A 24,956-nucleotide genomic window follows, 5' to 3' on the forward strand; every position below is an offset into this window, starting at 1 on the left:
GCGGGAACGCGATGGGGCAGCGGCCGGGCGGCCCCGGGTCGATCTCTCGAGTCAAGGAGCCGCACCATGTCAAGCAGCACCGTTCGGCCGGAGGACCAGGACCGGCTCGCCGAGCAGGACGTCGCCCGACGACTGCTCGACTCGGCCGCCCAACTGTCGTACGACCCGGCCACCCAGGTGGACTGGGAGACCCCGCTCGACCCCGACCACCACGGTGCGAGCCCCGAGTGGTCCACGCTCTACGGCACCGCGTACTGGAACGAGTTGACCGACGCCCAGCGCAAGGCGCTCACCCGTCAGGAAGCGGCGTCCGTCGCCAGCACGGGGATCTGGTTCGAGATGATCCTCCAGCAGATGGTGCTCCGCGACATGTACGCCAAGGACCCGACCGACCCCCGGTTCCAGTGGGCCCTCACCGAGGTGGCCGACGAGTGCCGCCACTCGATCATGTTCGCCCGGGGCGCCGCGAAGCTGGGCGCACCCGCCTACCGGCCGCGCCGCCCCGTGGTGGAGCTGGGACGCGCCTTCAAGACGCTGGCCTTCGGCGAGGCGGCCTACGCGGCGATACTCGTGGCCGAGGAAGTCCTCGACGTGATGCAGCGCGACTGGATGCGGGACGAGCGGGTCGCACCCTTCGTCCGCACCATCAACAACATCCATGTCGTGGAGGAGTCGCGGCACATGAAGTTCGCCCGCGACGAGACCCGCAAGCGGCTGCGCGACGCGGGCGCGGTACGGCGCCGGATCAACGCGATCGTGGTGGCGATCGCCTCGTACTACATCGTCACCAGCATGGTGAACCGGGACGTCTACGCGAACGCCGGTCTGGACTCCGCCCGCGCCCGCGCCGAGGCCAGGGCCAACGAGCACCACAAGTCGCTGATGCGCTCCAGCTGTTCGGGGCTGATGGAGTTCCTGGCCTCGGCCCGGCTGCTGACCCGGCCGGCCCTGTTCTTCTACAGGCGCGCCTCGCTGATCTGATCCGGGCCGTACGCCCCACGGCCGACGACCCGGGCGGAGGACCCGCGCCGATGATCCGCACTGAGGACCCGCGCCGAGGATCCCGCGCCTGCGTTCCCCGACCACGACCCGAGACGACGAGATGACCTACGCCATCACCCAGACCTGCTGCTCCGACGCCACCTGCGTCGCCGTGTGCCCCGTCAACTGCATCCATCCGACCCCCCAGGAGCGGGCGTTCGGCAGTACGGAGATGCTCTACGTCGACCCGGAGACCTGCATCGACTGCGGGGCCTGCGCCGACGCCTGCCCGGTCGACGCGATCTTCCCGGTGGACAGCCTCTTCGGGGCGCAGAAGGAGTACGCGGCCATCAACGCGGCCTACTTCGAGGACCGGGAGCCCGAACCCGCCCCCGCCGGGCCGAACTTCCACGCCTGGGGCGAGCCCACCTTCGAGCGCGGCCTGCCCTCCGACTTCGCCCCCATCCGGGTGGCGGTCGTCGGCACAGGACCGGCCGGCATGTACGCCGCCGAGGACCTGCTCCTGCACACCAACGCCGAGGTGACCCTGGTCGACCGGCTGCCGGTGGCGGGCGGCCTCGTCCGCTACGGCGTGGCGCCCGACCACCCCGCGACGAAGAAGGTCGGCGAGACCTTCGCCCGGTTCCACTCCCACCCCCGGGTGCGGATGCATCTGGGCGTCGAGGTCGGCAAGGACATCACGGCCCAGGAGCTCGCCGCGCACCACGACGCGGTGATCTACGCGGTCGGCGCCTCCACCGACCGCAGGCTCGGCATCCCGGGGGAGGAGCTGCCCGGCAGCTCCTCGGCCACCTCGTTCGTCTCCTGGTACAACGCCCACCCGGAGGTGGCCCCGGAGTCCGTGCGCCTGACCGCGGAACGCGTGGTCGTCGTCGGCAACGGCAACGTGGCCCTGGACGTCGCGCGCATCCTCGTCACGGACCCCGAGGCGCTGGCCGCCACCGACATCGCCGACCACGCCCTCGCGGCGCTGCGGGAATCGAAGGTCCGCGAGGTGGTCCTGCTGGGCCGGCGCGGACCCGAGGACGCGGCCTGCACCGCCTCCGAGCTGCTCGCCCTGAAGCACCTGCCGGGTGTCGGCCTGGTCGTCGACGACCACGACCCGCGGACCGGCGCCGCGATCGAGGCGGCTGCTCCGGGAGGGAAGGCGGCCCTGCTGCGGGACGTGGAGCGCCGGGCGGTGGACTGGTCACGTCCTCCCGCGCCCGGGCGGCGCATCGTCTTCCGCTTCCACTCCGCCCCGGTGGAGGCGCTCGGGGAGGACTGCGTCACAGCCGTGCGCGTGACGGCCGGGCCTGGGGAGAAGGACATCCAGGCGGGCCTGCTGCTGCGGGCGATCGGCTACCGGGGCGTGGCCGTGCCGGGCCTGCCCTTCGACGAGGCGTCCGGGACCGTACCGCACGAGGCGGGCAGGGTGAGCGGTACGCCGGGGACGTACGTCGTCGGCTGGATCAAGCGCGGCCCCTCGGGCGGCATCGGCGCCAACCGCACCTGCGCGGCCGAGACCGTCGGAACGCTGCTGGCCGACGCCGTGGCGGGCGCCCTGACCGCCCCGGCCCACCCGCCGACGGCGTTCCGCCGCCTCGCCCGCAGCCGCGGCGGTCATGTCGTCGACGCCCGGGGGCTGGCCGCCATCGACCGGGCCGAGGTGGCCCGCGGCCGCGACCACGGCCGCCCGCGCGTCAAGCTCGGCACGGTGCCCGCCCTGGTGGCGGCGGCGAAGGGCCGCCGCCGCTGGAGGACGCCGAGCTGATCCGCCCGCGCAGAGCCGAGGCCCCACCGGTCACCGACCGGTGGGGCCTCAGCGGTTCGTGCAGACAGGAGGGGAGCGCCTGCATGAACTCGGGTCAGGGAGTCTCGTACCCACTGCGCGCCGGATTGCACCTGGGAGCGCCTGTGGGACGCGGCACAGGGGCTCCGCGGCCGGGCAGCGGGTATGCCCGGCGGCGGGTCAGCGGATTTCGGAACTGCCTCCGGCCGCTGTCAGTTCGGCCAGCTTCTGGAATTCACCCAGGTCGTAGTTGGCCAGGGCCGAATCCAGATTTGTGAGAGCGCCGAGGTGTTCCAGGAAACCCTGGGGGTCGTATTCGATCTGGAGCGCGACCCGGCTGGAACGGTCGTCGAGCCGGTGGAACGTGACCACCCCGGCGTGATGGACCCCCTCGGTCGTCCTCCAGGCGATGCGGTCCTCCGGCACGACCTCCGTCAGCTCCGCGACGAACGCCTTGTCCGCCCCGGGCAGCGACAGCTGCCAGGCGAAACGCCGCTCGTCCAGCGGGTCGACCCGCTGCACGTGGCTCAGGAACCTCGGCCACTGGGTGACATCGCTCCACAGCGCCCAGGTGACGGCGACCGGGGCCTCGATGTCGACGGTCTCGACGAGTGAGGAGGACATGCACAACCACCTTGCTTTCCCTCGGATGCGGCTTGCGCCCTCTGGTACCCGCATCCTCTCCGGCCACGCGGAGCCGACCGACGGAAAATCTTTATGAGGCGCATACTCGGAGATAGTCGGCATTGTTTGGAGGGCTCCATGATTATCCTCGGTGTCATTCTCCTGGTGATCGGCCTGATCGCCGGCATTTCCATCCTCTGGACCATCGGGATCATTCTCGTGGCCATCGGTCTGGTGCTCTGGGTCCTGGGGGCGACGGGCCGCGCGGTGGGCGGAAGGCGCCACTACTGGTAGCCCCCGGGGAAGGAACCCGCACACCGCATGATCGCCGCCGCCGCTCCCGTACGGGGGACGGCGGCGACGCGTTGTCAGTGGCACCTCCTACGGTGTGGAGCAGTGAGACCCGCCGGAACGGCCGCGGGTCCGCCCTGGGGAGGGGTCTGCCATGTCTGCCGCGTCCACCGTGCCGACGACGACGTATCTGGAGCTGTCACAGGAAGGCGCCGGTGCGCACAAGTTCTACGAGGTGACCGTCGACGGCCTGGTGGTGACCGTGCGGTACGGGCGGATCGGCGCCGGCGGGCAGACCCAGACGTCGACGTTCGCCACGCTCGCCAAGGCGCAGGCGGCGGCAGCGAAGAAGGTGGGGGAGAAGGTCCGCAAGGGATACGCCCCGGCCGTCCCCGGTCAGCGTGCGCCCAGGTCGGTGACCCGCCGCCAGGTGACGTCCGCCCCCTCCACCGCGCGGGCCGTGGCGCCCGTGCTGTGGCGGTTCCGTACGGGCTCCTCGGCGTTCGGCATCCACGTGGACGACGAGCAGTGCTGGGTCGGCAACCAGGCGGGCGATGTCTACACCCTGGACCACGAGGGCGGCGTCCTCGCCCGCTTCAGCCTCCCCGACGGCGTGAAGTGCCTGGTCGCCGACGACTTCTGGATCTACGCGGGGTGCGACGACGGCCGGGTCTACGACCTCTCCTCCAAGCTGCCGTTCGCGGCGTACGACATCGCGGCCGACGTCGACATCTTCTGGCTCGACATCCACGAGGGCCTGCTGAACGTCTCCGACCGCGACGGCCGGCTGACCGTCATCGACCACGAGGACGAGCACCAGTGGGCGCGCCGCAGCCAGGGCGAGCACGCCTGGATGGTCCGCGCCGACGACCGGGCGGTCTACCACGGCCACCACCGCGGCGTCACCGCCTACGCCCCGGACGGCGGCGGCGAGTTGTGGCACACCCCCACCCGCGGCGGCGTCCTGTTCGGCTGGCAGGAGGACGACGCGGTGTACGCCGGGACGGCGCACCGGGCGGTCCAGCGGTTGTCGAAGGCGACCGGCGCGATCGAGGCCACGTACGCCTGCGACAGCGCGGTGTACTCCTGCGCCACCTCGCCCGGCGGGCGGTTCGTCTTCGCGGGCGACGCCTCGTCCTCCGTGTACTGCTTCGACCAGAACGGCACCCGCCTGTGGAAGCTCGGTACGGGCGGCGGGTCGGCGCTGTCCATGCAGTACCGCGACGGCCGGCTCTACCTGGTGACGACCGACGGTTCACTGGTCTGCGTGGACGCGAGCGAGGCCGCCATCTCCGCGGCCCAGCAGGGCACGGTTCCGGCGCCCCGGGACGTGAAGCTCGCCGCGGCGCTGCCGACCTACGCCCCCGCCACGGCCGCAGCGGCCGTCACCACCGTGACCCACGCCCCCGCCGGGTCGGTCGTCGTCGAATGCATCCAGGACACCGGCGGCCGCCTCCGCGTGCACGTGGTGTCCGGGGGCTACGACACCTCCTGGAACGTGCAGTTCCCCCGCGCGATACGGCAGCCCGGCGCGCGGTACGTGGTGGACGCCCTGCACGCGGCGGCCGGCGGCTTCTACCGGGTCCGGGGTGACATCCGACGCCTCCAGTGAGCGTTGCCGGGTGGTGGGCCGGACACCTCGGCCCACTACCCGCCTTCCGGCGGAAATGGGAGCGCTTCCATCAACGCAAAACCCCTTCTGTACAAGGTGATTGAGTCGGACTGCTTGACATGTACCGGCAGCCACGCCACTTTGGGAGCGCTCCCACAGTAAGTTTCCGTACCACTTCGCACGCCTCACCTCCTGAGCACCACGTACCCCTGAGCCCGTCCGCCGGTATGCCGTGGCGGACGTACGAGAGGAGCACGGAGCCGCAATGAGAAACAGAGGCACCACCCCGCACGCACCGCGCAGAAAAGCGCTCGCCGCACTGTCCGCCCTGGTCCTGGGCGCATCCCTCGCGATCGCCCTGCCCGGCCAGGCGTCGGCCGCCGCCCGCGTCGACAACCCGTATGCGGGCGCCACCGCCTACGTGAATCCCGACTGGTCCGCCAGGGCCGCCGCCGAACCGGGCGGGGACGTCATCGCGGACGAGCCGTCGTTCGTCTGGATGGACCGCATCGCCGCGATCGGCGGCACGCCCGGCGCCCGCGGCCTGCGCGCACACCTCGACACGGCGGTGAGCCAGGGAGCCGACCTCTTCCAGGTCGTCATCTACAACCTCCCCGGCCGCGACTGCGCCGCACTCGCCTCCAACGGCGAACTCGGCCCCACCGAGCTCGGCCGCTACAAGAGCGACTACATCGACCCGATCGCCTCCATCCTCGGCGACCCCGCCTACGCGAGCCTGCGCATCGTCACCCTCATCGAACCCGACTCGCTGCCCAACCTGGTCACCAACGCGGGAGGCACCGCCGGTTCGACACCGGAGTGCGCCACGATGAAGGCGAACGGGAACTACGAGAAGGGCATCGGGTACGCCCTGCACACGCTCGGTGCCCTTCCCAACGTCTACAACTACGTCGACGCGGCCCACCACGGCTGGCTCGGCTGGGACTCCAACTTCGTTCCCGCGGCTCAGCAGTTCAAGAAGGCCGCCACGGTCGAAGGCGCCTCGGTCTCCGATGTGCACGGCTTCATCGTGAACACGGCCAACTACTCGGCGCTCAAGGAACCGCACTTCGCGGTGACCGACTCGGTGAACGGGACCACCGTGCGCCAGTCCTCCTGGGTCGACTGGAACTACTACGTGGACGAGCTCTCGTTCGCCCAGGCACTGCGCACCGAGCTGGTCCGCCAGGGCTTCGCCTCCGACATCGGCATGCTCATCGACACCGCCCGCAACGGCTGGGGCGGCCCGTCCCGGCCCACCGGCCCCGGGCCGCTGACCAGCGTCAACGCCTATGTCGACGGCAGCCGCACCGACCGCCGCATCCATGCGGGCAACTGGTGCAACCAGAGCGGCGCGGGCGTCGGCGAGCGTCCGACGACCGCCCCCGAGCCCGGGATCGACGCCTACGTCTGGGCCAAGCCCCCGGGCGAGTCCGACGGCAGCAGCAAGCCCGTCGACAACGACGAGGGCAAGGGCTTCGACCGGATGTGCGACCCCACGTACACCGGCAACGGCCGCAACGGCTTCAACCTCACCGGCGCCCTGCCCGACTCCCCGGTCGCCGGACACTGGTTCTCCAGCCAGTTCCAGGAGCTCCTCCGCAACGCCAACCCGCCCCTCGGCGGCGGCAACGGCGGCGGGGAGGACACCCAGGCGCCGACCGCACCCACGGCCCTGCGGGCGACGGCCAAGTCCAGCAGCAGCGTCACCCTGGCCTGGACGGCGTCCACGGACAACCGGGCGGTCACCGGCTACGACATCCTGCGCGGCGGCGCGGTCGTGGGCTCCACCGCCTCGACCACCTTCACCGACACCGGCCTGAGCGCGTCCACCGCCTACAGCTACACGGCCCGGGCCAAGGACGCGGCGGGCAACGTATCGGCGGCCTCGGCAGCCCTACCGGTCACCACCGAGGCGGGCGGCGGCACCGGCACAGGTGCCCTCAAGGTCCAGTACCGCAACACCGATTCCTCCCCGACCGACAACCAGATCCGGATGTCCCTCCAGGTCGTCAACACCGGGACGACCGCGGTCAACCTGTCCACGGTGACCGCCCGCTACTGGTTCACCCCTGACGCCGGAGCGAGCACCTTCGCCACCTCCTGCGACTGGGCGGTCCTGGGCTGCGGCAACGTGACCCATGGCGTACGCACGGCGAGCGCACCGGCCCCCGGCGCCAGCCACTACCTGGAGGCCGGCTTCGGCAGCGGCACCCTGGCGGCGGGCGCCTCGACCGGCGAGATCCAGCTACGGATCAACAAGAGCGACTGGTCGGCCTTCCAGGAGGCCGACGACTACAGCCGCGCCACCAACACCAGCTTCGCCGACGCGCCGAGGATCGGCGTCTACGTGAACTCCACCCTCACCTGGGGCACCGCCCCCTGACCCGACGCGCGGTCAACTGCCCTTCTCCCGCCGCACGGTGGGGGAGGGGCAGCCGCGTTTGTTCACGCGAGTGCAACGCCGCGCGCCTGTCCCGAGCCGGGGGAGCCCGCCTACCGTGAACGGGTGACCCTCCCCGCGCTCTACCGCCGACTGCACGTGGACCTGGCGCGCACGTGCGCGTCCCTCTGTTGACGAGCCCGCCTCCATCCCCGTACGACAACAGCCGCGAGCACAGGGAGCAGATGGGCATGACCACCGTCACCACGCACGAGATACGCCGCGTCGGACCGAGGATCGGCGCCGAGGTGATCGGCCTCGACCTGACGAAACCCGTCGACGAGGCAACCGCCGACCAGCTGCGCCAGGCCTTCCGGGAGCACAAGGTGCTGGTGTTCCGGAACCAGCACCTGACACCCGATCAGCACGTCGAGGCCGTACGCGTCTTCGCCGAGCCCTTCGACCACCCCACCGCCGTCAAGGACGCCGCCAACCCGCTGGTCTACCCGTACAACGTCCGGCAGACGGGCAAGGCGAGCGTCTGGCACATCGGCGGGCTGTGGCGCAGCCCCGTCTTCGCCATCGAGTCGCTCACCTACGAGGAGGTGCCCGAGCTCGGCGGGCACACCCTGTGGGCCGATCTCCAGGCCGCGTACGACGATCTGTCGGAGCCCTTCAAGGTGCTGCTCGCCTCGGTGAGCGCCGCCTATGACGCCGACCCGCAGAACTACGCCCAGGGGAAGAAGCGGACCGCCGTGGCGGAGACCGTCGAGCACCCGGTCGTCCTCGAACACCCGCTCACCGGGCGGAAGGGGCTGTTCATCAGCACCTCGGCGCTCCGGCTCACCGGCGTCACACCGGAGGAGGGCAAGGTGCTGCTCGACCACCTGCTCCGGCACGCCTCCTCGCCGGACTACACCATCCGCTTCGGCTGGAACCCCGGCGACTTCGTGCTCTGGGACAACCAGGCGACCTGGCACTACGCCGTGGACGACTACGGCGACGGAGCCAGGGTGTACCGCAAGGTGATCGGCGTGGAGCGCCCCGAGGCCGCACCGGCCGGCTGACCCCGCCCGCGAACAGCCGTCCGGCCCGCCCGCGACCCGCTCCCCGTGCCCACCGCCAACGATGGGCCGTACGGGTGAGCGGGTCGCCCCGCCGGGAATACCGGGTCCGGGTGACGGTTGATCACACCATGACTTCCTTGACGCATGAGGCATTCGGACGGGTCGGCATCTGGAGCGGCGCCCTGCACGGGTCGCGGACGGACGACGCGGGCAGGAAGGCGATCGCGGAGGCGGTCGCCGAACTCGAAGAGCTGGGGTACGGCACCCTCTGGATCGGCGGCAGCCCCTCGCCCGACGACGCGGCGGCCGTCGTCGCCGCCACCCGCACGGTGACCGTGGCCACCGGCATCCTGAACATCTGGAGCCACACCGCCGAGGAGGTGGCGGCCCGGATCGCCGCCGTCGAAGAGGCCGCGCGCGGGCGCTTCGTCCTCGGCCTGGGCGTCAGCCACGGCCCGATGGTGCCGCAGTACGCGAAGCCGTACAGCGCGATGGTCGCCTACCTCGACGCGCTGGACGCGGCGACCCCGTCCGTCGAGCCCGGCGAGCGGGTCCTGGCGGCGCTCGGCCCGAAGATGCTGAAGCTCGCGGCCGACCGGTCGCTGGGCGCACACCCGTATCTCGTCACCACCGAGCACACGGCCGAGGCCCGCGAGGCGCTCGGCCCCGACGCCCTGCTCGCCCCCGAGCTGACGGTCGTCCTCGACACCGACCTCGACCGGGCCCGCACCACCGCCCGCACCATGCTGGGGATGTACCTCCAACTGCCCAACTACACGGCCAACCTGCTGCGGCTGGGGTTCGCGGAGAGCGACTTCGAGGACGGCGGCAGCGTCCGTCTGCTCGACGCCCTGTTCGCGCTGGGCGACGCCGAGCACGTGAAGTCCCGGACCGGGGAGTACCTCGACGCCGGTGCCGACCATGTGGCGCTCCAGGTGCTCACCGCCGACGAGGGCGGCTCAGGACTGCCCCGCGCCCAGTGGCGGGAGCTGGCCGAGGCGTTCGGCGAGGAGCTGTAGGACGAGCGCCGTGAGGAACCCCGTGGAGAGCGCCGAATATTAGTCGATTATTAGTCGTTCTGCCCCTCTTGACCCTTCCAGCCGCCCAGCGGCAAAGTGCTGGCTAATCCGCATGAGTGCTGCAGAAACATTCCGCAGCCCGAAGCTAATGCGCATTAGTCGAGGGAGTCGAGCATGGCTGAAAAGGGACCATCCCGGCAGCGGCGCGGCCGGCCGCGCCAGGCCGAGGTGGCCCGGCTCGCCGGGGTGTCGCAGACGACGGTGTCGCTGGTGCTCGGCGGCAACAAGCAGGGCATCGCCCTGCACGAGGACACCCGGGCCCGGGTGCTGGCCGCAGCCCGCGAGCTCGGTTACGTGCCCGATCCGGCCGCCCGCCGCCTCGCCGCGGCCCGGAACAACCTCCTCGGCGTCTTCAGCTTCACCGCCACCTTCCCGACCGCCGTCGAGCACTCGTACTACCCGATCCTCGTCGGCGTGGAGCAGGAGGCCGCCGCCCAGGGCTACGACCTGGTGCTCTTCACCGGATCCAGTCCCGGCGGCGCCCAGGCCGGGGACCCCGGCGCGCTGAACCGGGTGCGGCTCGCGGACGGCTGCCTCTTCCTCGGCCGCCATGTCCCGGACGACCAGCTGCGCAAGCTCGTCGCGGACGGTTACCCGGCCGTGCACATCGGCCGCCGCGACGAGCTGGAAGGGCTCGCCTGGGTCGGCGCCGACTACGTCGCCGCCAGCGCCGAGGTCGTCCGCCGCCTCTCCGGCCTCGGCCACCGCCGGATCGTCCTCGTCCGCGAGGACGACGACGCCCCGGCCTCCACCGACCGCGAGCACGGCTTCCGTACCGCGCTCGCGGAGTACGCCGGTCCGCGCGCCGCGGACGACCCCTCGGCCGTCGTGCGCACCACGCACCCCGCCGACGACATCACGCCCGGCTGGGTACGGGACCGGCTGGCCGAGGGCGTCACCGCCTTCGTCGCCGAGGAGACCGACAGCGGCGCCGCCTGGCGGGCCCTGCACGCGGCCGTCGCGGCCGCCGGGCTCGACGTCCCCGACGACCTGTCGCTGGCGCTGCTCGGCTCGCCGCCCGCCGACCTCGCCGCCGCCCGCCCGCCGACCGGCTTCGACATCCCCAGGGCCGAACTGGGCGCCGCCGCAGTCCGCATGCTCACCGCCCAGCTCTCCGGCGAGGAGCACACCGAACCCCTCGTGGCCTGCGGCTTCCGCGCCGGATCCACGGCGGGCCCACCGCCCGGCCGGACCGGCTGAGCCCCGCAGGACCGCCGGCCCATTCCCGTACCCCCAAGACCCGTACCCCCGTACGCCCACCGCGAGGAGCCAGCACCGTATGCCCACCCCCACCGGCACCCCCACCGAGACCGACGTCCTGATCGCGGGCGGTGGTACGGGCGGCGTCGCCGCCGCACTCGCCGCCTGCCGCGCGGGCCGCACCGTCGTCCTCACCGAGGAGACCGACTGGATAGGCGGCCAGCTCACCTCGCAGGCCGTCCCGCCGGACGAGCACCCCTGGGTCGAGCAGTTCGGGGTCACGGACACCTACCGGGCGGTGCGCGAGTCAATCCGCGCCCACTACCGGCAGTGGTACCCGCTGCGCGCCGAAGCCCTGGACCTGCCGCTCCTCAACCCCGGCGCCGGCCGCGTCAGCAAGCTCTGCCACGAACCGCGCGTCGCCCTCACCGTCCTGGAGTCGATGCTCGCCCCGCACATCGCCGCCGGCCGTCTCACCGTCCTGACCCACACCCGTCCCGTCGCCGCCGACACCGAGGGCGACCTGGTCCGCGCGGTCACCTTCGAGGACGTCCGCGACGGAGCCCGGCACACCGTGACCGCCCCTTACGTCGTCGACGCCACCGAGACCGGCGAGCTGCTGGAGCTGGCCGACGTGGAACACGCCCTCGGCGCCGAGGCCCGCTCCGAGTACGACGAACCGCACGCCCCCGAGACGGCCGACCCGCTCAACCAGCAGGGCATCACCGTCTGCTTCGCCCTCTCCCACCACCAGGGCGAGAACCACACCGTCGACCGCCCCGACGACTACGCCTTCTGGCGCTCCTACCGCCCGGACTTCTGGCCCGGACCGCTGCTCGGCTTCACCGCGCCCGACCCCCGCTCACTGGAAGCCGTCACCCGCACCTTCGAACCCAACCCCGACATCGACCCCCTCGCCGTCAACGCCGACCAGAGCGCCGACGCGGGCGACAAGGAACTGTGGGGGTTCCGCCGCATCCTCGCCCGCAAGCTGCACCGCCCCGGCGCGTTCGACTCCGACATCACCCTCGTCAACTGGCCGCTCAACGACTACTGGCTCAAGCCGCTCATCGGCGCGGGCGAGGAGACGAGCCGGGCGGCCGTCGCCGAGGCGCGCCGGCTCTCGCTCTCCGTCCTGTACTGGCTCCAGACCGAGGCCCCCCGTACCGACGGAGGCACCGGCTTCCCCGGCCTGCGGCTGCGCCCCGACGTCACCGGCACCCCCGACGGCCTCGCCAAGGCCCCCTACGTACGCGAGTCCCGCCGCATCAAGGCCGTCACCACCGTCACCGAGCACGACGTGGCCATCGACCTCGTCGGCCCGTACGGCGGAACACGCCACCGCGACTCTGTAGGCGTCGGCGGCTACCGCATCGATCTGCACCCCTCCACCGGTGGCGACAACTACATCGACATCGGCTCCGTCCCCTTCGAGATCCCCCTCGGCGCCCTGGTGCCGCGCCGGGTACGCAACCTGCTGCCCGCCGGCAAGAACATCGGCACCACCCACATCACCAACGGCTGCTACCGCCTCCACCCCGTCGAGTGGAACATCGGCGAGGTCGCCGGCGCGCTCGCCGCGCACTGCCTGGACGAGGGCGTACGCCCGCACCAGGTGCAGGAGGAGGACAAGCGGCTGGAGGAGTTCACCCGCGTACTCGACCGGGCCGGCGTCCAGCGCCACTGGCCCGACGTACGCGGCTACTGACCGCGCACCACCCCGCCCCGCCCCGCGCACGACACAAGGAGGTGTCAGCAGCATGACCCCGCACCCGCACCCGCAACCGCACCGCATACGCGTCGGCATCGACGTGGGCGGAACCTTCACCGACGCCGTGGCCGTCGACTCCGCCACGCTCGAACTCGTCGCCCAGGTGAAGGTCCCCACCAGCCACCACCACGAGGACGGCGTCGCCCACGGCATCGTCGAGGCGCTCGACCGGCTGCTCAAGGACGTCGGCTGCGCCCCCGAGGACATCGCGTTCCTCGCCCACGGCACCACGCAGGCCACCAACGCCCTGCTGGAGGGCGACGTCGCCCCCGTCGGCCTGATCGGCATCGGTACCGGCCCCGGCGCCCTGCCCACCAAGCGGCTCGCCGGACTCGCCGCCCTCGAACTCACCCCCGGCAAACGGCTCCCGCTGCACTACGCCCACGTCACCGACCCCGACGACACCGCGGCCGTCCACGCCGCCGTGACCACGCTCATCGACGCCGGAGCCCAGGTCCTGGTCGCCAGCGAGCCGTTCAGCGTCGACGTACCGGACGGCGAACGGGCCGTGCTGGACGCCGCACGCGAGCACGGCATCCCCATGACCGCCGCACATCGGATCACCTCGCTGTACGGGCTCCGCAAGCGCACCCGTACCGCCGTGGTCAACGCGGCGATCCTGCCGAAGATGCTCGCCACCGCCGACCTGGTGGACCGCTCCATCGCGACCGCCGGAGTGACGGCACCGCTGATGGTGATGCGCTGCGACGGCGGCGTCATGTCGCTGGACGAGATGCGCAGACGCCCGCTGCTCACCGTGCTGTCGGGGCCCGCAGCGGGTGTCGCCGGGGCGCTCATGCAGGAGCGGGTCAGCGAAGGCGTGTTCCTGGAGACGGGCGGCACCTCGACGGACATCAGCGTCGTGCGGCGCGGCAAGGTCGCCGTCCGGCACGCCACCATCCTCGGCCGGTCCTCGTACCTCTCCGCCCTCGACGTCCGCACCGTCGGCGTCGGCGGCGGCTCCATGGCCAGGATCGCGGGCGGCAAGGTGCACGCGGCCGGCCCGCGCAGCGCCCATATCGCGGGCCTGCCGTACGCCTGCTTCGCCGACCTCGAAGACCTCGCGGGCGCCGAGCTGGTCACCGTACGACCGCTCGACGGCGACCCGGACGACTACGCCGTACTGGAAGCCGCCGGCGGCCGGTTCGCGATCACCATGACCTGCGCGGCGAACGCGCTGGGGCGGGTCCCGGAGGGCGACTTCGCCGCCTGCGACCCCGAGGCCGCGCGCGCCGCGCTCCAGCCGCTCGCCGACGCGCTGGGCACCGATGTCGCCGGGGCCGCCGCCCAGCTCCTCGACGCCGGAGTGAAGCAGGTCAAGGACGTCACCGAGGCGATGATGCGCGACTACCGCCTGGACCGCGACACCGCCGTCCTCGTCGGCGGCGGGGGAGGCGCCGCATCGGTCACCCCGCACCTGGCCGCCGACACCGGGCTGCCCGGCCGGATCGCCCGGCACAACGAGGTCATCAGCCCCATCGGCGTCGCCCTCGCCCTCGTACGCGAACAGATCGAACGCATCATCCCCGGCGCCACGCAGGAGCAGATCCTCGCCGTGCGCAACGAGGCCGAGGCCGCCGTCGTCGCCCAGGGCGCCGCCCCCGCCGCCGTGGAGGTCGAGGTCACCGTCGACCCGCAGACCAACACCGTACGGGCCGTCGCCACCGGCGCCACCGAACTGCGCACCCAGGACCGCACCCACCGCACCGGCGACACCGAGCGGCTGGACGCGGCGGCCGCCAGCCTCAGGACCGCCCCCGCCACCGTGCGGGTGCTCGCCGCAACGCCCACCCACACGGTCTACGGCTCCGAGCAGCACCGCCGCTTCCGCCGGACCCGGCACCCGGTGCGGGTCCTCGACGCCGACGGTGTGGTGCGGCTGCACGCAGCCGACGCCACGGTCGCCACGACAACGGTGGGGGAGGCGCCGGAACTCCTTGCGGACCTGGTCCGCAACGCCACCTCCTACGGTGACGGCGGCGTCCGCGCCCCCGCCCTGCGGCTCCTGCTCGGCACCCGGATCGCCGACCTCTCCGGCGTCCTGGAGGCGGGCCCGCTGCTCGCCCTGGCCCGCAGCGAACTGCGCTCGCGGGCGGCGGACGAGCCGGTCGTCGCGGTCGTGGAAGTGCGCTCATGAGCGTACGCACACCTGGAGCACCGGCCCCGGGCACCGCCCGCGCCCGTGCGACGAGGACGAAGGGCCCGGAGAGCCGACGCCCCCGTACGGCCGCCGCGTTCGCCACCCTCACCCCCGCCCGCCGCGAGGCGCTGCGCGCCGACTGCGCCCGGCTCGCGGAGCTGGACGACACCGACTTCGGCGTACGGCTGCTGGGCAACACGCCGACGCACGAGACCCGCGACGAGGCGCTGCTGCACCACTGGGCCACGACGGCCACGGAGTTCGGCAGGGAACTGGCGGCGAGCGCCCCACCGGCGGCGGCCGGGCACGGGACCCGGGTGGTGGAGACCGCCGGCGGCCTCGACCGGCTCCTCCTCGCCCGGTACACCTCCCGCCCCGTGCCCACCGTCGAACTCTTCACCGACACCATCGCCCTCGGCGAGCACCTGGTGGACGTACTCGGCTGGCGGGACCTCTACCCCACGGGCGCGCTCCGGTCCGCCGCCCTCGCCCACGAGCACGCCCACTGCCTGCTGCACGGAGACCCCCGCACCCGCCGCTCGCTCCGCGACCGGCTCGGACACACCGCCTTGCGGCTCGGCCGGCTCCGCGTCCCCGGACACGTCGCCGGAGCCGACGAACTCGCGGCACACGCCTACGCGGGCGCGCTCTGCGGCCTGGGCCGCTCCCCGCTCCTTCTCACCGCCGCGCTCGTGAGCGCGGTCCAGGCCCTCGGAGAGGACTGAGACCCGCCATGGGAATCGTCATCCTGCTGCTCATGCTCGCCGGTGTCGGGCTCATGCTCACCCGCAAACTCCCCACCGCCTTCGCCCTGGTGCTCCTCGCCATCGCCATCGCGATCGCCGCCGGAGCGCCGCTCACCGGAGAGAGCAGCGTTCTCGACACGGTGATCCAGCAGGGCGCGCCGGCGCTCGCCGCGACCATGCTCGCCGTACTCATCGGCTCCTGGCTCGGCAAACTGATGGAGGAGACCGGCATCGCCGGGACCCTCGTCCGCAAGATCGTCGAGTTCGGCGGCGACCGCCCCACCGTCGTCGCCCTCGGCGTCCTCGCGGTCTCCGCGCTCATCGGCACCGTCACCGGCTCGGCGCCCGCGGCGATGATGGCGGGCATCATCGGCATCCCCGCGATGGTCGCGGTCGGCGTGCCGAAGACGACCGCCGCCGGCACCATCCTCATGGGCATCGCCGCCGGGCTGCCGTTCGAACTGCCCGTCTGGCAGTTCTTCTCCACCGCGCTGGAACTGCCCATCGACACGGTGAAGGGCTTCATGATGAAGCTGTTCCCGTTCGCGGCCTTCTTCGCCGTCCTCTTCGTCCTCGTGGAGACCCGCCGCAAGGGTGTCGAGCACGCCTGGTCGCTGGCGTCGGCCGCCGAACGCTCCGGGGGCGGCGACCGCCCGAAGAGCCCGGGGGAGCGGCGCCGGAACCGTGCCCGGCGCATGGGCGACGCGCCCTGGTACGCGCTGCTGGCCCCCGCCGTCCCGCTGGTACTCGCGCTCGGCTTCGAGCTGCCCATCATCCCGTCGATGCTCGCGGGCGTGCTGTGGGCGCTGGCGGCCACCACCCGGCCCGGCCAGCTCAACAAGCGCCTCCTGCGCACCCTTTACGGCGGGTTCGAGGTCGCCGCCCCGCCCATCGCGCTGTTCATCGCGATCGGCATCCTGCTCGCGGCGGTGAAGCTCCCCGGTGCCGTCGAGGCGCTGGACCCCCTGGTGAAGGCCGTCGCACCGGGCAACCCGGTGGTCTTCGTCATCGTCTTCACCCTGCTCGTACCGCTCTGCCTCTACCGGGGCCCGCTGAACGTGTACGGCCTCGGCGCCGGCATCGCCGGGGTCCTCATCGCCGCCGGTATCTACCCGGCCGTCGCCGTGCTCGGCCTGACCGCCTCGTACAACCAGGTCTTCGGCGTCAGCGACCCGACCAGCACCCAGACGGTGTGGGCGGCGCAGTACTCCGGCGTCAGCCCGCAACAGGTCATGCTGCGGACCCTGCCGTACGTGTGGTGCGTCGCGCTCGGCGGCCTGATCCTCACCGCCACCACCCAGCTCTGACCCGTACGAGAACACCACCCCCCGGTCCACCCGCGCCACTCCCGTCCACCCGCACAGAGGAGCCGTAACGCCATGACGCTCGACCGCCGCCTCTTCCTGCGCACCGCCACCGCCGGTGGTGCCGTGCTCGCCCTCGGAGCCCAGGGCACCGCACCGGCCGCCGCCGCCCCCGGCGGCTTCCCGGACTACCGCCACGTCCGCACTCTGCTCAAGCCGGGCCAGCTCTCGTACAACCCCACCGGCGAGATCATCTTCCCGTGCATCCGAGGGGTGTACGACAAGCTGAGCAACCCGCTCGGCCGCTACTACCTCTACTACGCGCCCCACGACGCCCCCGGCGGCATCTGCCTCGCCCACGGCAACTCGCTGGAGGGCCCCTTCACCGAGTACCGCGCCAACCCGATCGTCTCCAACGACTGGTCGCCGCACTACAAGGTCAGCCACGTCTCCTCGCCGCACGTGCTCTGGAACGCCGACGCGCGGGAGCTGTGGCTGTACTTCCACGGCGAGAACAACACCACCCGCCTCGCCCGTTCCAAGGACGGCATCACTTTCACGTACGACAAGACCGTCCTCACCACCGCGATGCTGCCGACGGGCTCCCGAGAAGCCTCCTACGCCCGGGTCTTCCGCCACGACCTGCCGTCGCGGGGTGCGAAGTACGTGATGCTCTTCATGTGGAACCAGGCGAACGACCACCGTGACATCGGCTGGGGCTGGTCGGCGGACGGCCGCAACTGGACGTTCTCCCAGCAGCCGTTGATCGACCACGCGGCGGTCGGCGCGGTGAACGTCAGCGGGCCGCATCTGCTCACCCGGGGCGGCAGCGCGTACGTCGTCTACCACACCGACAAGGGGAGCGGCGGTGACATCAGGATCACCGAAGTGGGCATGGACTTCTCCCGCCGCAACCACCTCGGCGTGTTCTACAACTCCGGCAGCGCGGCACCGGAGAGCGGCCGCGCGGCCGCGCCGTCGTTCGGCACCGACGGCGGTGTGCCGTACATGATCTACGAGGCGGGGGAACGCCTCTCGGGCGCGATCGCGGTCGCCCGTGGCTGACCTCCGCACCGCATCGCCGCGGTAGGGGGCCCGGGGAAAGGGGTGGTGGCGGGAATAATCCGATGGGCGGCCTTGTCCCAACTGGGCCCCTTCACGCCGCCACCCCTGGGAGCCTCGTGCCCGAGACCGTGCCCGTCACCTCCACTGTTCACCCGGAACTCCCGGCCCTGCCCGTGCAGGCCGAGCGGCTGATCGAGCTGGGGGTCCATCGGCTCGCCGGGCTCACCGAGGCGGAGCTGCGCTCCTTCGCCGAGGCCGCCGAGGCCGCGGGGACCGCCGGCACCGCCGGCACCGGCGAGAGCTCCGGGGGCGACGGCAGCACCCTGCTCGCCGTCCACCCCGGCCGGGCTCCTGCCTCCGCACTCGCGCCGCTGCTCCGGCGCGACGGCAAACCGGGTTTCGTCGTCACCGACATGCCCGATGCCGACCTTTTCGCCCCCATCGACGGGACCGGCCTGCCGGACGCGCCCCTCTACCTCCTCACCGGCCTCGACCGAGGCGATCGGATGGCCAACTGGAGCCCGAACGAGGCGCTGCCCGCTCTCGAAGCGCAGGCCCGTACCCCGCTGCTGCTCACCGAGGGCATCCACTGGGTGCTGCAGCAGCCTGCCGTCCTGGAGCGGAACCACTGCTTCATGACCATCGGTTCCCGGCTCCGCAAGGCCAACGGCGCCCTGGACGCCCGTACGCCGGCGCTCTGGATCAGCAACGGCACCGGCCGGGACGGCAGCGAGCGGCGCAACGCCCCCAAGGTCGGCTGGTGCTGGGCGGGCAACCGGCACACCTGGCTCGGCTTCGCCTCCTCGGCAGGCCGTCGGCTCCAGCTTGTGTAGCGCCCCGCATGAGGGGGCGTGGGCACCCGGAGGGTCCCGGGACGTGGCCCGGGACCCTGGTGTCGGATGAGCGCGGCGGTCAGATGGAGGTGCCGCAGGTGGCGGAGACGTACCGGACGGACCCGTAGTGACTGATGGCGTACCACTGGTTGCTGGAGGTGCCGCAGGCGGTGACGTGACCTCCCGCCACGGTTCCGCACCCGCCCGAACAGGGCCACGACTCCCCGGGCTTGATCTCGCCCTCGATCGACGAGTCGCCTCGGGCGTACGCCCTGATGCGCGCCAGTTCCCAGCCGGGCTTGACGGTGACGCGGGCGGCGGCGCTCGCGGTGGCCTAGGCCGCGCCCTCGGCAACCGGTTCCGCTCCGGCTGGCACGGGTGCGCCCAGTGCCAGCACCAGTGCCTGCGCCACGACGGCGCCCGCCAGTGCGAGTCGGTGCATCGACTTCTTCATGTTCTCTCTCCTGATCCTGGGTTCTGTGACGGCCGGGGCGTGCTCAGAGGTCCCGGACGTCTGCGGACACGCCGCCGACACCGGTGCCGAGCTGCGAGCAGCGGCCGCTGGAGCTCCTGCGCTTGCCCGGCTGGACCGTGACCCAGTCGCCGGTCGCGTCCCAGCTCATGCCGCAGATGATGACGGCGCGGAACTCGACGGGATGGTGGTTGTCGTTCTTGCAGACCGCCGTCGCCTCGAACCCGTTCTGGCTCACGGAGTACGTGCACGCCTCGCCGCTGCCGGGCGGACGCATCGCAGCCGCTTCGGCCGGCGAGACCTGAGCCATCGTGGTCAGGGTCAGTACCGCCCACAGGGCGAGAGCCCTCCGTCGGGTGCGCATGGTGTTCCTCTTCTCGTGGTGGTGCGGGTGGTGGATGCGGTGAGGTGCGAGCGCTTCAGAGGTCACGGACGTGCGCCACGATGCTGCCGACGCCGGTGCCGCCGCAGGTGCCGCGGGCCCCGTCGCTCTCTCCCGGCGCGAGGGCCATCCAGCCGCTCGACAGGTCGGGCGACCAGCCGCAGACGATGGTGAAGCTGACCTCGATGGTGTGGTTGCCGATGTTCTTGCAGATGCCCGTGCCGGTCATGCCGTCGGCACTCACCGAGTACGTGCACGCCTCGCCGCCGCCGGGCGGACGCATCGCCGCAGCTTCGGCCGGAGCGGCGTGCAGGGCGGTGCCGGTGAAGAGCAGGGCCCCCACGGCGAGGGCCCTCAACGTGGAACGCATGATTCTCCTTCGATGCGTGGAATCGATTCGTGGACTGAGGAGGGGCGCTCGTCACCCCATCGGGTGGTGAGCGGAAGGGATCCCGACCACGGAACGGCTGCTGTTTCGAGGCGCCGGCAGGCCGGGGATTCAGAGTTTGTGGAGGTGCGTCAGCCTTCGCAAGCTTGTCCCGGTTGATTCCGAGATGTCGGGATCCCTAGGGTGCTGACCTGCTGGGACACGCCTGTCCCGGGACCAGGGACAGCCGGCTGGGGCAGCAGCCACGGTCCGGACGGAAGGATGCCGCCATGGCCGCAGGCGAAGCGCCCGACGACGACGCCGCCCGCAGACTGGGCGCCGAGCTGCGGGCACTCCAGCAGAGCTCCGGATGCACGCTGCGCGACCTGGAGACCCGGGTACGGATCAGTGACTCGTCGCTCTCCCGGTACTTCCGCGGGAACACCGTCCCGCCCTGGGCCACGGTCCGGGACCTGTGCCGCGCACTGGGCGCCGATCCGGTGGCGTTCCGGGTGCTGTGGGAAGCCGCGGACCGGGACCAGCCCCAGTTTCAACCTCAGCCCCGGACTGAGCCCCAGCCCCAGCCTGAGCCTTCAGCCCAGCCTGAGGCGTCTGTCGGTGTCGGTGACGGCGACTCTGCCGACCAGCCACCGCGCCCCCGCTTCTGGCACCGCGTCACCGGCCCGGAGAGCCGTGGCCGCTGGATCTCCGCCACGGCCGGGGGTGTGGCCGGGGTGGTGCTGGGTTCCTTCGTCACCTGGTTCGTGCTGCTCCCACTCGATGCCCCGGCAGGCTCCGCCGGGGGCGCCGGGACGGTGAGCGACGGCGCAGCCGCGGAGAGCGGCCCGGGACCGTCCCGCTCGGCAAGGATCTTCGTCAGCCGGGCGACCGGAGCCTGCCTGGACCACAGCCTCGACCAGAAGCTGCGTACGTACGCGTGCAACGGGCTGAGCTACCAGCGATGGACCGTGCACAAACTGCCGGACGGCACGCACCGGTTGAGGAACCACGCCACCGGCGCCTGCCTGGACCACGGGGAGACGGGGCTGCGGTCCGTGGGCTGCTCCGCTTCCGCCACGCAGGAGTGGACGTTCACCACGTGGCCCGACGACTCGGTGGAGCTCAGAAGCGCGGCCACCGCGGCCTGTCTGGACGACAGCGTCGCCCTGGGGCTCCGAGCGCTGCCGTGCACCCGTACGAGCCGGCAGAAGTGGGGCTGAAACCGGCAGGCCACTGCGGTGCCCGAAAGGATGAACCCGCCTTCGAACCTGGTGTGTTGCGGTCGTGGAGGCAGCATCCTGCCTGGTGGGGCGGGCCGTGCCGTACCCACCGCGGAGTGCGCGGCGGCGGGCGAGGGGAGTGGCATGGGAACAGCCGACGGGCGCCCGCGGGTCTCGCTGCGGGAGTGGGCCGGCTACCGGTTCGACCGCACGCTGGCCCGTTCCACCGGCACCCTGATGGGCTGGCTGGTGATCACGTGTCTGGCGATCGTGGTCCCGGTGAGCACGCTGCTGGTGTGGACGGATCCCGGATCGCCGCGGTCCCTGTCGGGGCGGCTGACCGCGGCCTGGCGGACCAGCGCGGAGACGCTCCGCCTGGGCGCGGCCAGCGGTACGCCGCTGCGCCTGGTGCTCTCCGCCCTGCTCGGACTGGTCGCCCTGCTCTGCGTGTCGACGCTCGTCGGCGTGATCACGACCGGTCTGGCCGAGCGGCTCGCGGAGCTGAGCCGGGGGCGCTCGACCGTCCTGGAACAGGGGCATGTCCTGGTCCTCGGCTGGTCGGACCAGGTGACCACCGTGGTGGGCGAGCTGGTCGCCGCCCAGGCACCACGCAGGCCACGGGTCATCGTGGTGCTCGCCGACCGGGACAAGGCCGAGATGGAAAAGGTGCTGACCGCCCGGGTCGGCCCGGCCGTACGCACGCGGATCATCTGCCGCAGCGGGCCCGCGAGCGACCCGGACGTTCTCGCGCTCGTCAGCCCGAGGGCGGCGAGCACCGTGCTGGTGCTGCCGTCGACGGAGCCGACGGCCGACGCCGAGGTGCTGCGCGTCCTGCTGGCGCTGCGCGCGGTCCTCGGCGAGGGGGCGGACGGGCCACCGGTGCTCGCCGCGGTCCGGGACGACCGGTACCGGGCCCCGGCCCGGCTGGCCGCCGGTCCGCGCGGCACGGTGCTGGAGACCGACCTGGTCACGGCCCGGCTGATCGCGCAGTGCGTCGGCCGGCCCGGCCTCTCCCTCGTCCTGCGCGACCTCCTGGACTTCGCGGGCGACGAGTTCCACCTGGCCGACGCCACCGCGTTCCAGGACGGCCCCTTCGGCGCGACCCTGCTGGGCCACCCGAACTCCTGCGTGGTCGGACTGCTCACCCCTGACGGCCGTACGCTGCTGAATCCGCCCGCCGACACGGTCGTCGGACCGGGAAGCCGCCTGATCGTGCTCGCCCACGACGACGACAGCACCCGGGTGGGCGACTGCGGGCACCTCGTCGACGACTCGGTCATCGTCGCGGCCCCGTCCGAACGGGACGGTCCGACACGGTTGTTGCTGCTCGGCTGGAACCGGCGCGCTCCCCTCGTCGTCCGGCAGCTGCGGCGTACGGCCCGCCCCGGGTCCTTCGTGGACGTGCTCACCGACAGCGTCGTACCCGGACCGAGAGAACCGGAGTACGGGAAACCGGAGAGCGGGACACCGGAGCACGGGACACCGAACGACGGGACGCCGGAGCACGGGCCACCGGCGGGGCCGGACGTGCGGTTCCGGTCGGCGGCGCTGTCCCGGCCGGAGACCCTGCTCGGCCTCGACCTCGGCCCCTACGACGGCCTGGTCGTCCTCGGTCCGGACGGGGGCGCCGGACCGGACCACCCCGACGACTGGACCCTGGTCACCCTGCTGGCCCTGCGGCTGCTGGAGGAGCGCACCGGGCGCGAGGTCCGCGTCGTCACCGAACTCATCGACGACCGCAACCGGCCCCTGGCGCCGGTCAACACCGCCTCCGACGTCATCGTCAGCGGGATGCTCACCGGCCTCCTGATGGCGCAGATCGCGCAGAACCGGCACCTGGCCCCGCTCTTCGACGAACTGTTCTCCGCGGAGGGCAGCGACGTCTGCCTGAGGCCCGCCGGTACGTACGTCCGCCCGGGCGCCGAGGCCACCTTCGCCACCGTGGTCGCAGCCGCTCGCGACCGGGGCGAATGCGCGATCGGATACCGGCGCCACGACGGGCGCACCGGTCGGGCGGACCAGGGGATCCGGCTCAATCCGTCGAAAGGCGAGCGGCACGTCTGGAACGCCGAAGACCATGTGGTCGTGGTGGCGAGGGACCGTGACCTGCCCACGGCCCCGTCCGAGCCGGCGGACACCACTGACGAGGCCGACGCGACCACGACCGCCGCCGTACGGCCAAGGCATGGGCAACCGGCTGATTGACCGGGTGTCAGGAGACCACGGCCCCGTCCTCTCCCGCGCCACGGTGGAGGCGCGTCATCGGGGCCCGGTCGGCCGACTGCGGGTAGAACCGCCGCGCCCAGCGACGGAACGGGCCGATGGGGCCGTCCCCGGGGGCGAGCCGGGGCGGCTGCTGGTACTGCTTGGTGTGCCAGATCGGGAAGTCCGCGGCCGTGAACTCGCAACTGGACCGGAAGACGGCGCGGTCCAGAAGGCGGGCCGCGGTACGGCTGACCGCTCGCGCGAGCGGCTTCGGCAGCCTGCCGGGCTCGGCAAAGGCGATGCGGTTCAACTGCCTGAACTGCATCCGGTTGGGCGCGATCGCGGTCGGCATCACCATCGTGCACATCCGGAGCCCGAAGCGTGGGGTGTGGACGTCGGCGTGCAGGCAGCCGAGTCCATAGCCGTCCACCTCCACATCGACGGTGAAGTCGCCGACCAGCGGGGCGGTCTCGTGGGCCCGCATGGACACGTGGAAGGCGGCGCCGTCGTAGGCGACGGGTCCGCCGATCTCGGCCCTGGCCCAGCCGTGCAGGGTGGCGAAGTGCCCGAGGTCGACCGAGTTCTCGATGACTTCCTGGACGTTCCCGGCCATCTCCCAGGCAGCCGTGCGCGCGGGACGGCTGCCGATCTCGTGCCAGCGGGGGACCACCCAGTCCGGCTCCCGGCCGTCGTGGTGCCTCCAGACGAAGACCGCGCCGTTGACCTCGTGCACGGGCAGCCGGGTGAGGGAGGAGCGCGGCGGCGGTGTGCCGTACCCCGTGCGCACGCAGGTGCCGTCCGGGCCGAAGGCGAAGGAGTGGAACGGGCAGACGAGATCGTCGCCCTCGACCTTCGCCAGACCGAGGTGGGCCCCGAGGTGCGGGCAGTACGGTCGGACGGCGCGCAGGGCTCCTGTGCCGAGCCGGTACAGCACGACGTCGCTCCCCGCCAGTGGCCGGGTGAGCACGGTGCCGGGCCGTAACTCGTCGGTGAAGGCCAGCGCCGACCAGCCGCTCGGGTACGGCAGAGCCGGCGCCCCCGAGGCGTCGGCCGGCGTCGGACCCTCGGTGATGGCGCGCCCGTACTCGCGTGACACTCCCATGACTTCCCCTCCCACGATCGGTCGCCCGGAGAATGCCCACACCGCTCGGGGGATCCACTCGCCACGCCGCACATCAGCCGAACGGGATCGGGAGGGCCGCAGGTTGACGACCGTGCGGCGAGCAGCACTCGGGGCGGGATGGCGCCCGGACGACTCCCGGGTCAGACGGCGCTGCCCGCCGGGGTCGGGGCGGTGGCCGGGGCGGTGGCCGTGTCCTCGGCGACCACGGCCTTCGCCGGCGCCCCGATTCCGAGCTTCTCGAGGATCTTCTTCTCGATCTCGTCGGCGAGGTCGGGGTTGTCCTTGAGGAAGTTGCGGGC

20 protein-coding genes and 1 pseudogene are annotated in these 24,956 nt (G+C 72.3%); 16 read left to right on the forward strand and 5 right to left on the reverse strand.

What is annotated here, in order from left to right; translation table 11 throughout:
• Positions 1-66: 66 nt before the first annotated feature.
• Together IE264_RS12210 and IE264_RS12215 are read left to right on the forward strand one after the other, a co-directional pair.
• Positions 67-981, forward strand: coding sequence for an AurF N-oxygenase family protein (locus IE264_RS12210; protein WP_032759118.1), 915 nt, complete (start codon positions 67-69; stop codon positions 979-981).
• Between the two features lie 121 nt (positions 982-1,102).
• On the forward strand, positions 1,103-2,755 hold the full coding sequence (locus IE264_RS12215; protein ID WP_032759117.1) for an FAD-dependent oxidoreductase: 1,653 nt from the start codon (positions 1,103-1,105) through the stop codon (positions 2,753-2,755).
• 198 nt (positions 2,756-2,953) lie between these two features.
• Here the strand turns inward: IE264_RS12215 and IE264_RS12220 are convergent, their stop codons facing one another.
• A complete protein-coding gene (locus IE264_RS12220; RefSeq protein ID WP_032759116.1) occupies positions 2,954-3,397 on the reverse strand; it encodes an SRPBCC family protein in 444 nt (147 codons plus the stop codon).
• 138 nt (positions 3,398-3,535) lie between these two features.
• Here IE264_RS12220 and IE264_RS12225 point away from each other — a divergent pair, with 138 nt between their 5' ends.
• The 12 genes from IE264_RS12225 to IE264_RS12280 all read left to right on the forward strand — a co-directional run bounded on the left by IE264_RS12225 (position 3,536) and on the right by IE264_RS12280 (position 18,888).
• Complete coding sequence (locus IE264_RS12225; RefSeq protein WP_190167632.1) at positions 3,536-3,691, forward strand: DUF6131 family protein; 156 nt, start codon at positions 3,536-3,538, stop codon at positions 3,689-3,691.
• A gap of 151 nt (positions 3,692-3,842) precedes the next feature.
• Positions 3,843-5,300, forward strand: coding sequence for a WGR domain-containing protein (locus IE264_RS12230; protein WP_015613098.1), 1,458 nt, complete (start codon positions 3,843-3,845; stop codon positions 5,298-5,300).
• 265 nt (positions 5,301-5,565) lie between these two features.
• The gene (locus tag IE264_RS12235) at positions 5,566-7,686 is read left to right on the forward strand and encodes a glycoside hydrolase family 6 protein (protein WP_032759114.1); all 2,121 of its coding nucleotides are present in this window, start codon (positions 5,566-5,568) and stop codon (positions 7,684-7,686) included.
• A 248-nt stretch (positions 7,687-7,934) separates the two neighbouring features.
• Complete coding sequence (locus tag IE264_RS12240) at positions 7,935-8,750, forward strand: TauD/TfdA dioxygenase family protein (protein WP_032759275.1); 816 nt, start codon at positions 7,935-7,937, stop codon at positions 8,748-8,750.
• A gap of 128 nt (positions 8,751-8,878) precedes the next feature.
• Positions 8,879-9,769, forward strand: coding sequence for an LLM class F420-dependent oxidoreductase (locus IE264_RS12245; RefSeq protein WP_032759113.1), 891 nt, complete (start codon positions 8,879-8,881; stop codon positions 9,767-9,769).
• A gap of 174 nt (positions 9,770-9,943) precedes the next feature.
• Entirely contained in the window at positions 9,944-11,029 is a 1,086-nt protein-coding gene (locus IE264_RS12250; protein ID WP_229887499.1) for a LacI family DNA-binding transcriptional regulator, read from the forward strand.
• A gap of 79 nt (positions 11,030-11,108) precedes the next feature.
• Positions 11,109-12,737 (forward strand): FAD-dependent oxidoreductase, encoded by a 1,629-nt coding sequence (locus tag IE264_RS12255; RefSeq protein WP_032759112.1) that lies wholly within the window; start codon positions 11,109-11,111, stop codon positions 12,735-12,737.
• A gap of 52 nt (positions 12,738-12,789) precedes the next feature.
• Positions 12,790-14,937: a hydantoinase/oxoprolinase family protein gene (locus IE264_RS12260; RefSeq protein WP_032759111.1), complete on the forward strand. Its 2,148-nt coding sequence runs from the start codon at positions 12,790-12,792 to the stop codon at positions 14,935-14,937.
• Entirely contained in the window at positions 14,934-15,665 is a 732-nt protein-coding gene (locus IE264_RS12265) for a hypothetical protein (RefSeq protein ID WP_106973131.1), read from the forward strand. The genes IE264_RS12260 and IE264_RS12265 overlap by 4 nt, the downstream gene beginning before the upstream one ends.
• An 8-nt stretch (positions 15,666-15,673) precedes the next feature.
• Positions 15,674-16,993, forward strand: coding sequence for a TRAP transporter large permease subunit (locus IE264_RS12270; protein WP_015613106.1), 1,320 nt, complete (start codon positions 15,674-15,676; stop codon positions 16,991-16,993).
• 72 nt (positions 16,994-17,065) lie between these two features.
• Entirely contained in the window at positions 17,066-18,055 is a 990-nt protein-coding gene (locus IE264_RS12275; RefSeq protein WP_015613107.1) for a glycoside hydrolase family protein, read from the forward strand.
• Positions 18,056-18,171: 116 nt separating this feature from the next.
• Positions 18,172-18,888, forward strand: coding sequence for a DUF5701 family protein (locus tag IE264_RS12280; protein WP_032759109.1), 717 nt, complete (start codon positions 18,172-18,174; stop codon positions 18,886-18,888).
• A 497-nt stretch (positions 18,889-19,385) separates the two neighbouring features.
• Here IE264_RS12280 and IE264_RS12290 read toward each other — a convergent pair whose 3' ends face one another.
• Positions 19,386-19,724 carry a hypothetical protein gene (locus IE264_RS12290; RefSeq protein ID WP_032759108.1) on the reverse strand — a complete coding sequence of 113 codons (339 nt, stop codon included), beginning with the start codon at positions 19,722-19,724 and terminating at the stop codon, positions 19,386-19,388.
• Positions 19,725-19,779: 55 nt separating this feature from the next.
• Positions 19,780-20,112, reverse strand: coding sequence for a hypothetical protein (locus IE264_RS12295; RefSeq protein WP_015613111.1), 333 nt, complete (start codon positions 20,110-20,112; stop codon positions 19,780-19,782).
• A 287-nt stretch (positions 20,113-20,399) separates the two neighbouring features.
• Here IE264_RS12295 and IE264_RS12300 point away from each other — a divergent pair, with 287 nt between their 5' ends.
• Complete coding sequence (locus IE264_RS12300) at positions 20,400-21,329, forward strand: helix-turn-helix domain-containing protein (protein WP_032759106.1); 930 nt, start codon at positions 20,400-20,402, stop codon at positions 21,327-21,329.
• A 144-nt stretch (positions 21,330-21,473) separates the two neighbouring features.
• Positions 21,474-23,534, forward strand: coding sequence for a CASTOR/POLLUX-related putative ion channel (locus tag IE264_RS12305; protein ID WP_032759105.1), 2,061 nt, complete (start codon positions 21,474-21,476; stop codon positions 23,532-23,534).
• A 7-nt stretch (positions 23,535-23,541) separates the two neighbouring features.
• Here IE264_RS12305 and IE264_RS12310 read toward each other — a convergent pair whose 3' ends face one another.
• Together IE264_RS12310 and IE264_RS12315 are read right to left on the reverse strand one after the other, a co-directional pair.
• Positions 23,542-24,636: a Rieske 2Fe-2S domain-containing protein gene (locus tag IE264_RS12310; RefSeq protein WP_032759103.1), complete on the reverse strand. Its 1,095-nt coding sequence runs from the start codon at positions 24,634-24,636 to the stop codon at positions 23,542-23,544.
• Positions 24,637-24,797: 161 nt separating this feature from the next.
• Positions 24,798-24,956, reverse strand: a pseudogene (locus IE264_RS12315) (recombinase RecA); the annotation flags it as partial.

The sequence above is a fragment of the Streptomyces microflavus genome (genome assembly GCF_014650075.1).
Classification (GTDB): domain Bacteria; phylum Actinomycetota; class Actinomycetes; order Streptomycetales; family Streptomycetaceae; genus Streptomyces; species Streptomyces microflavus.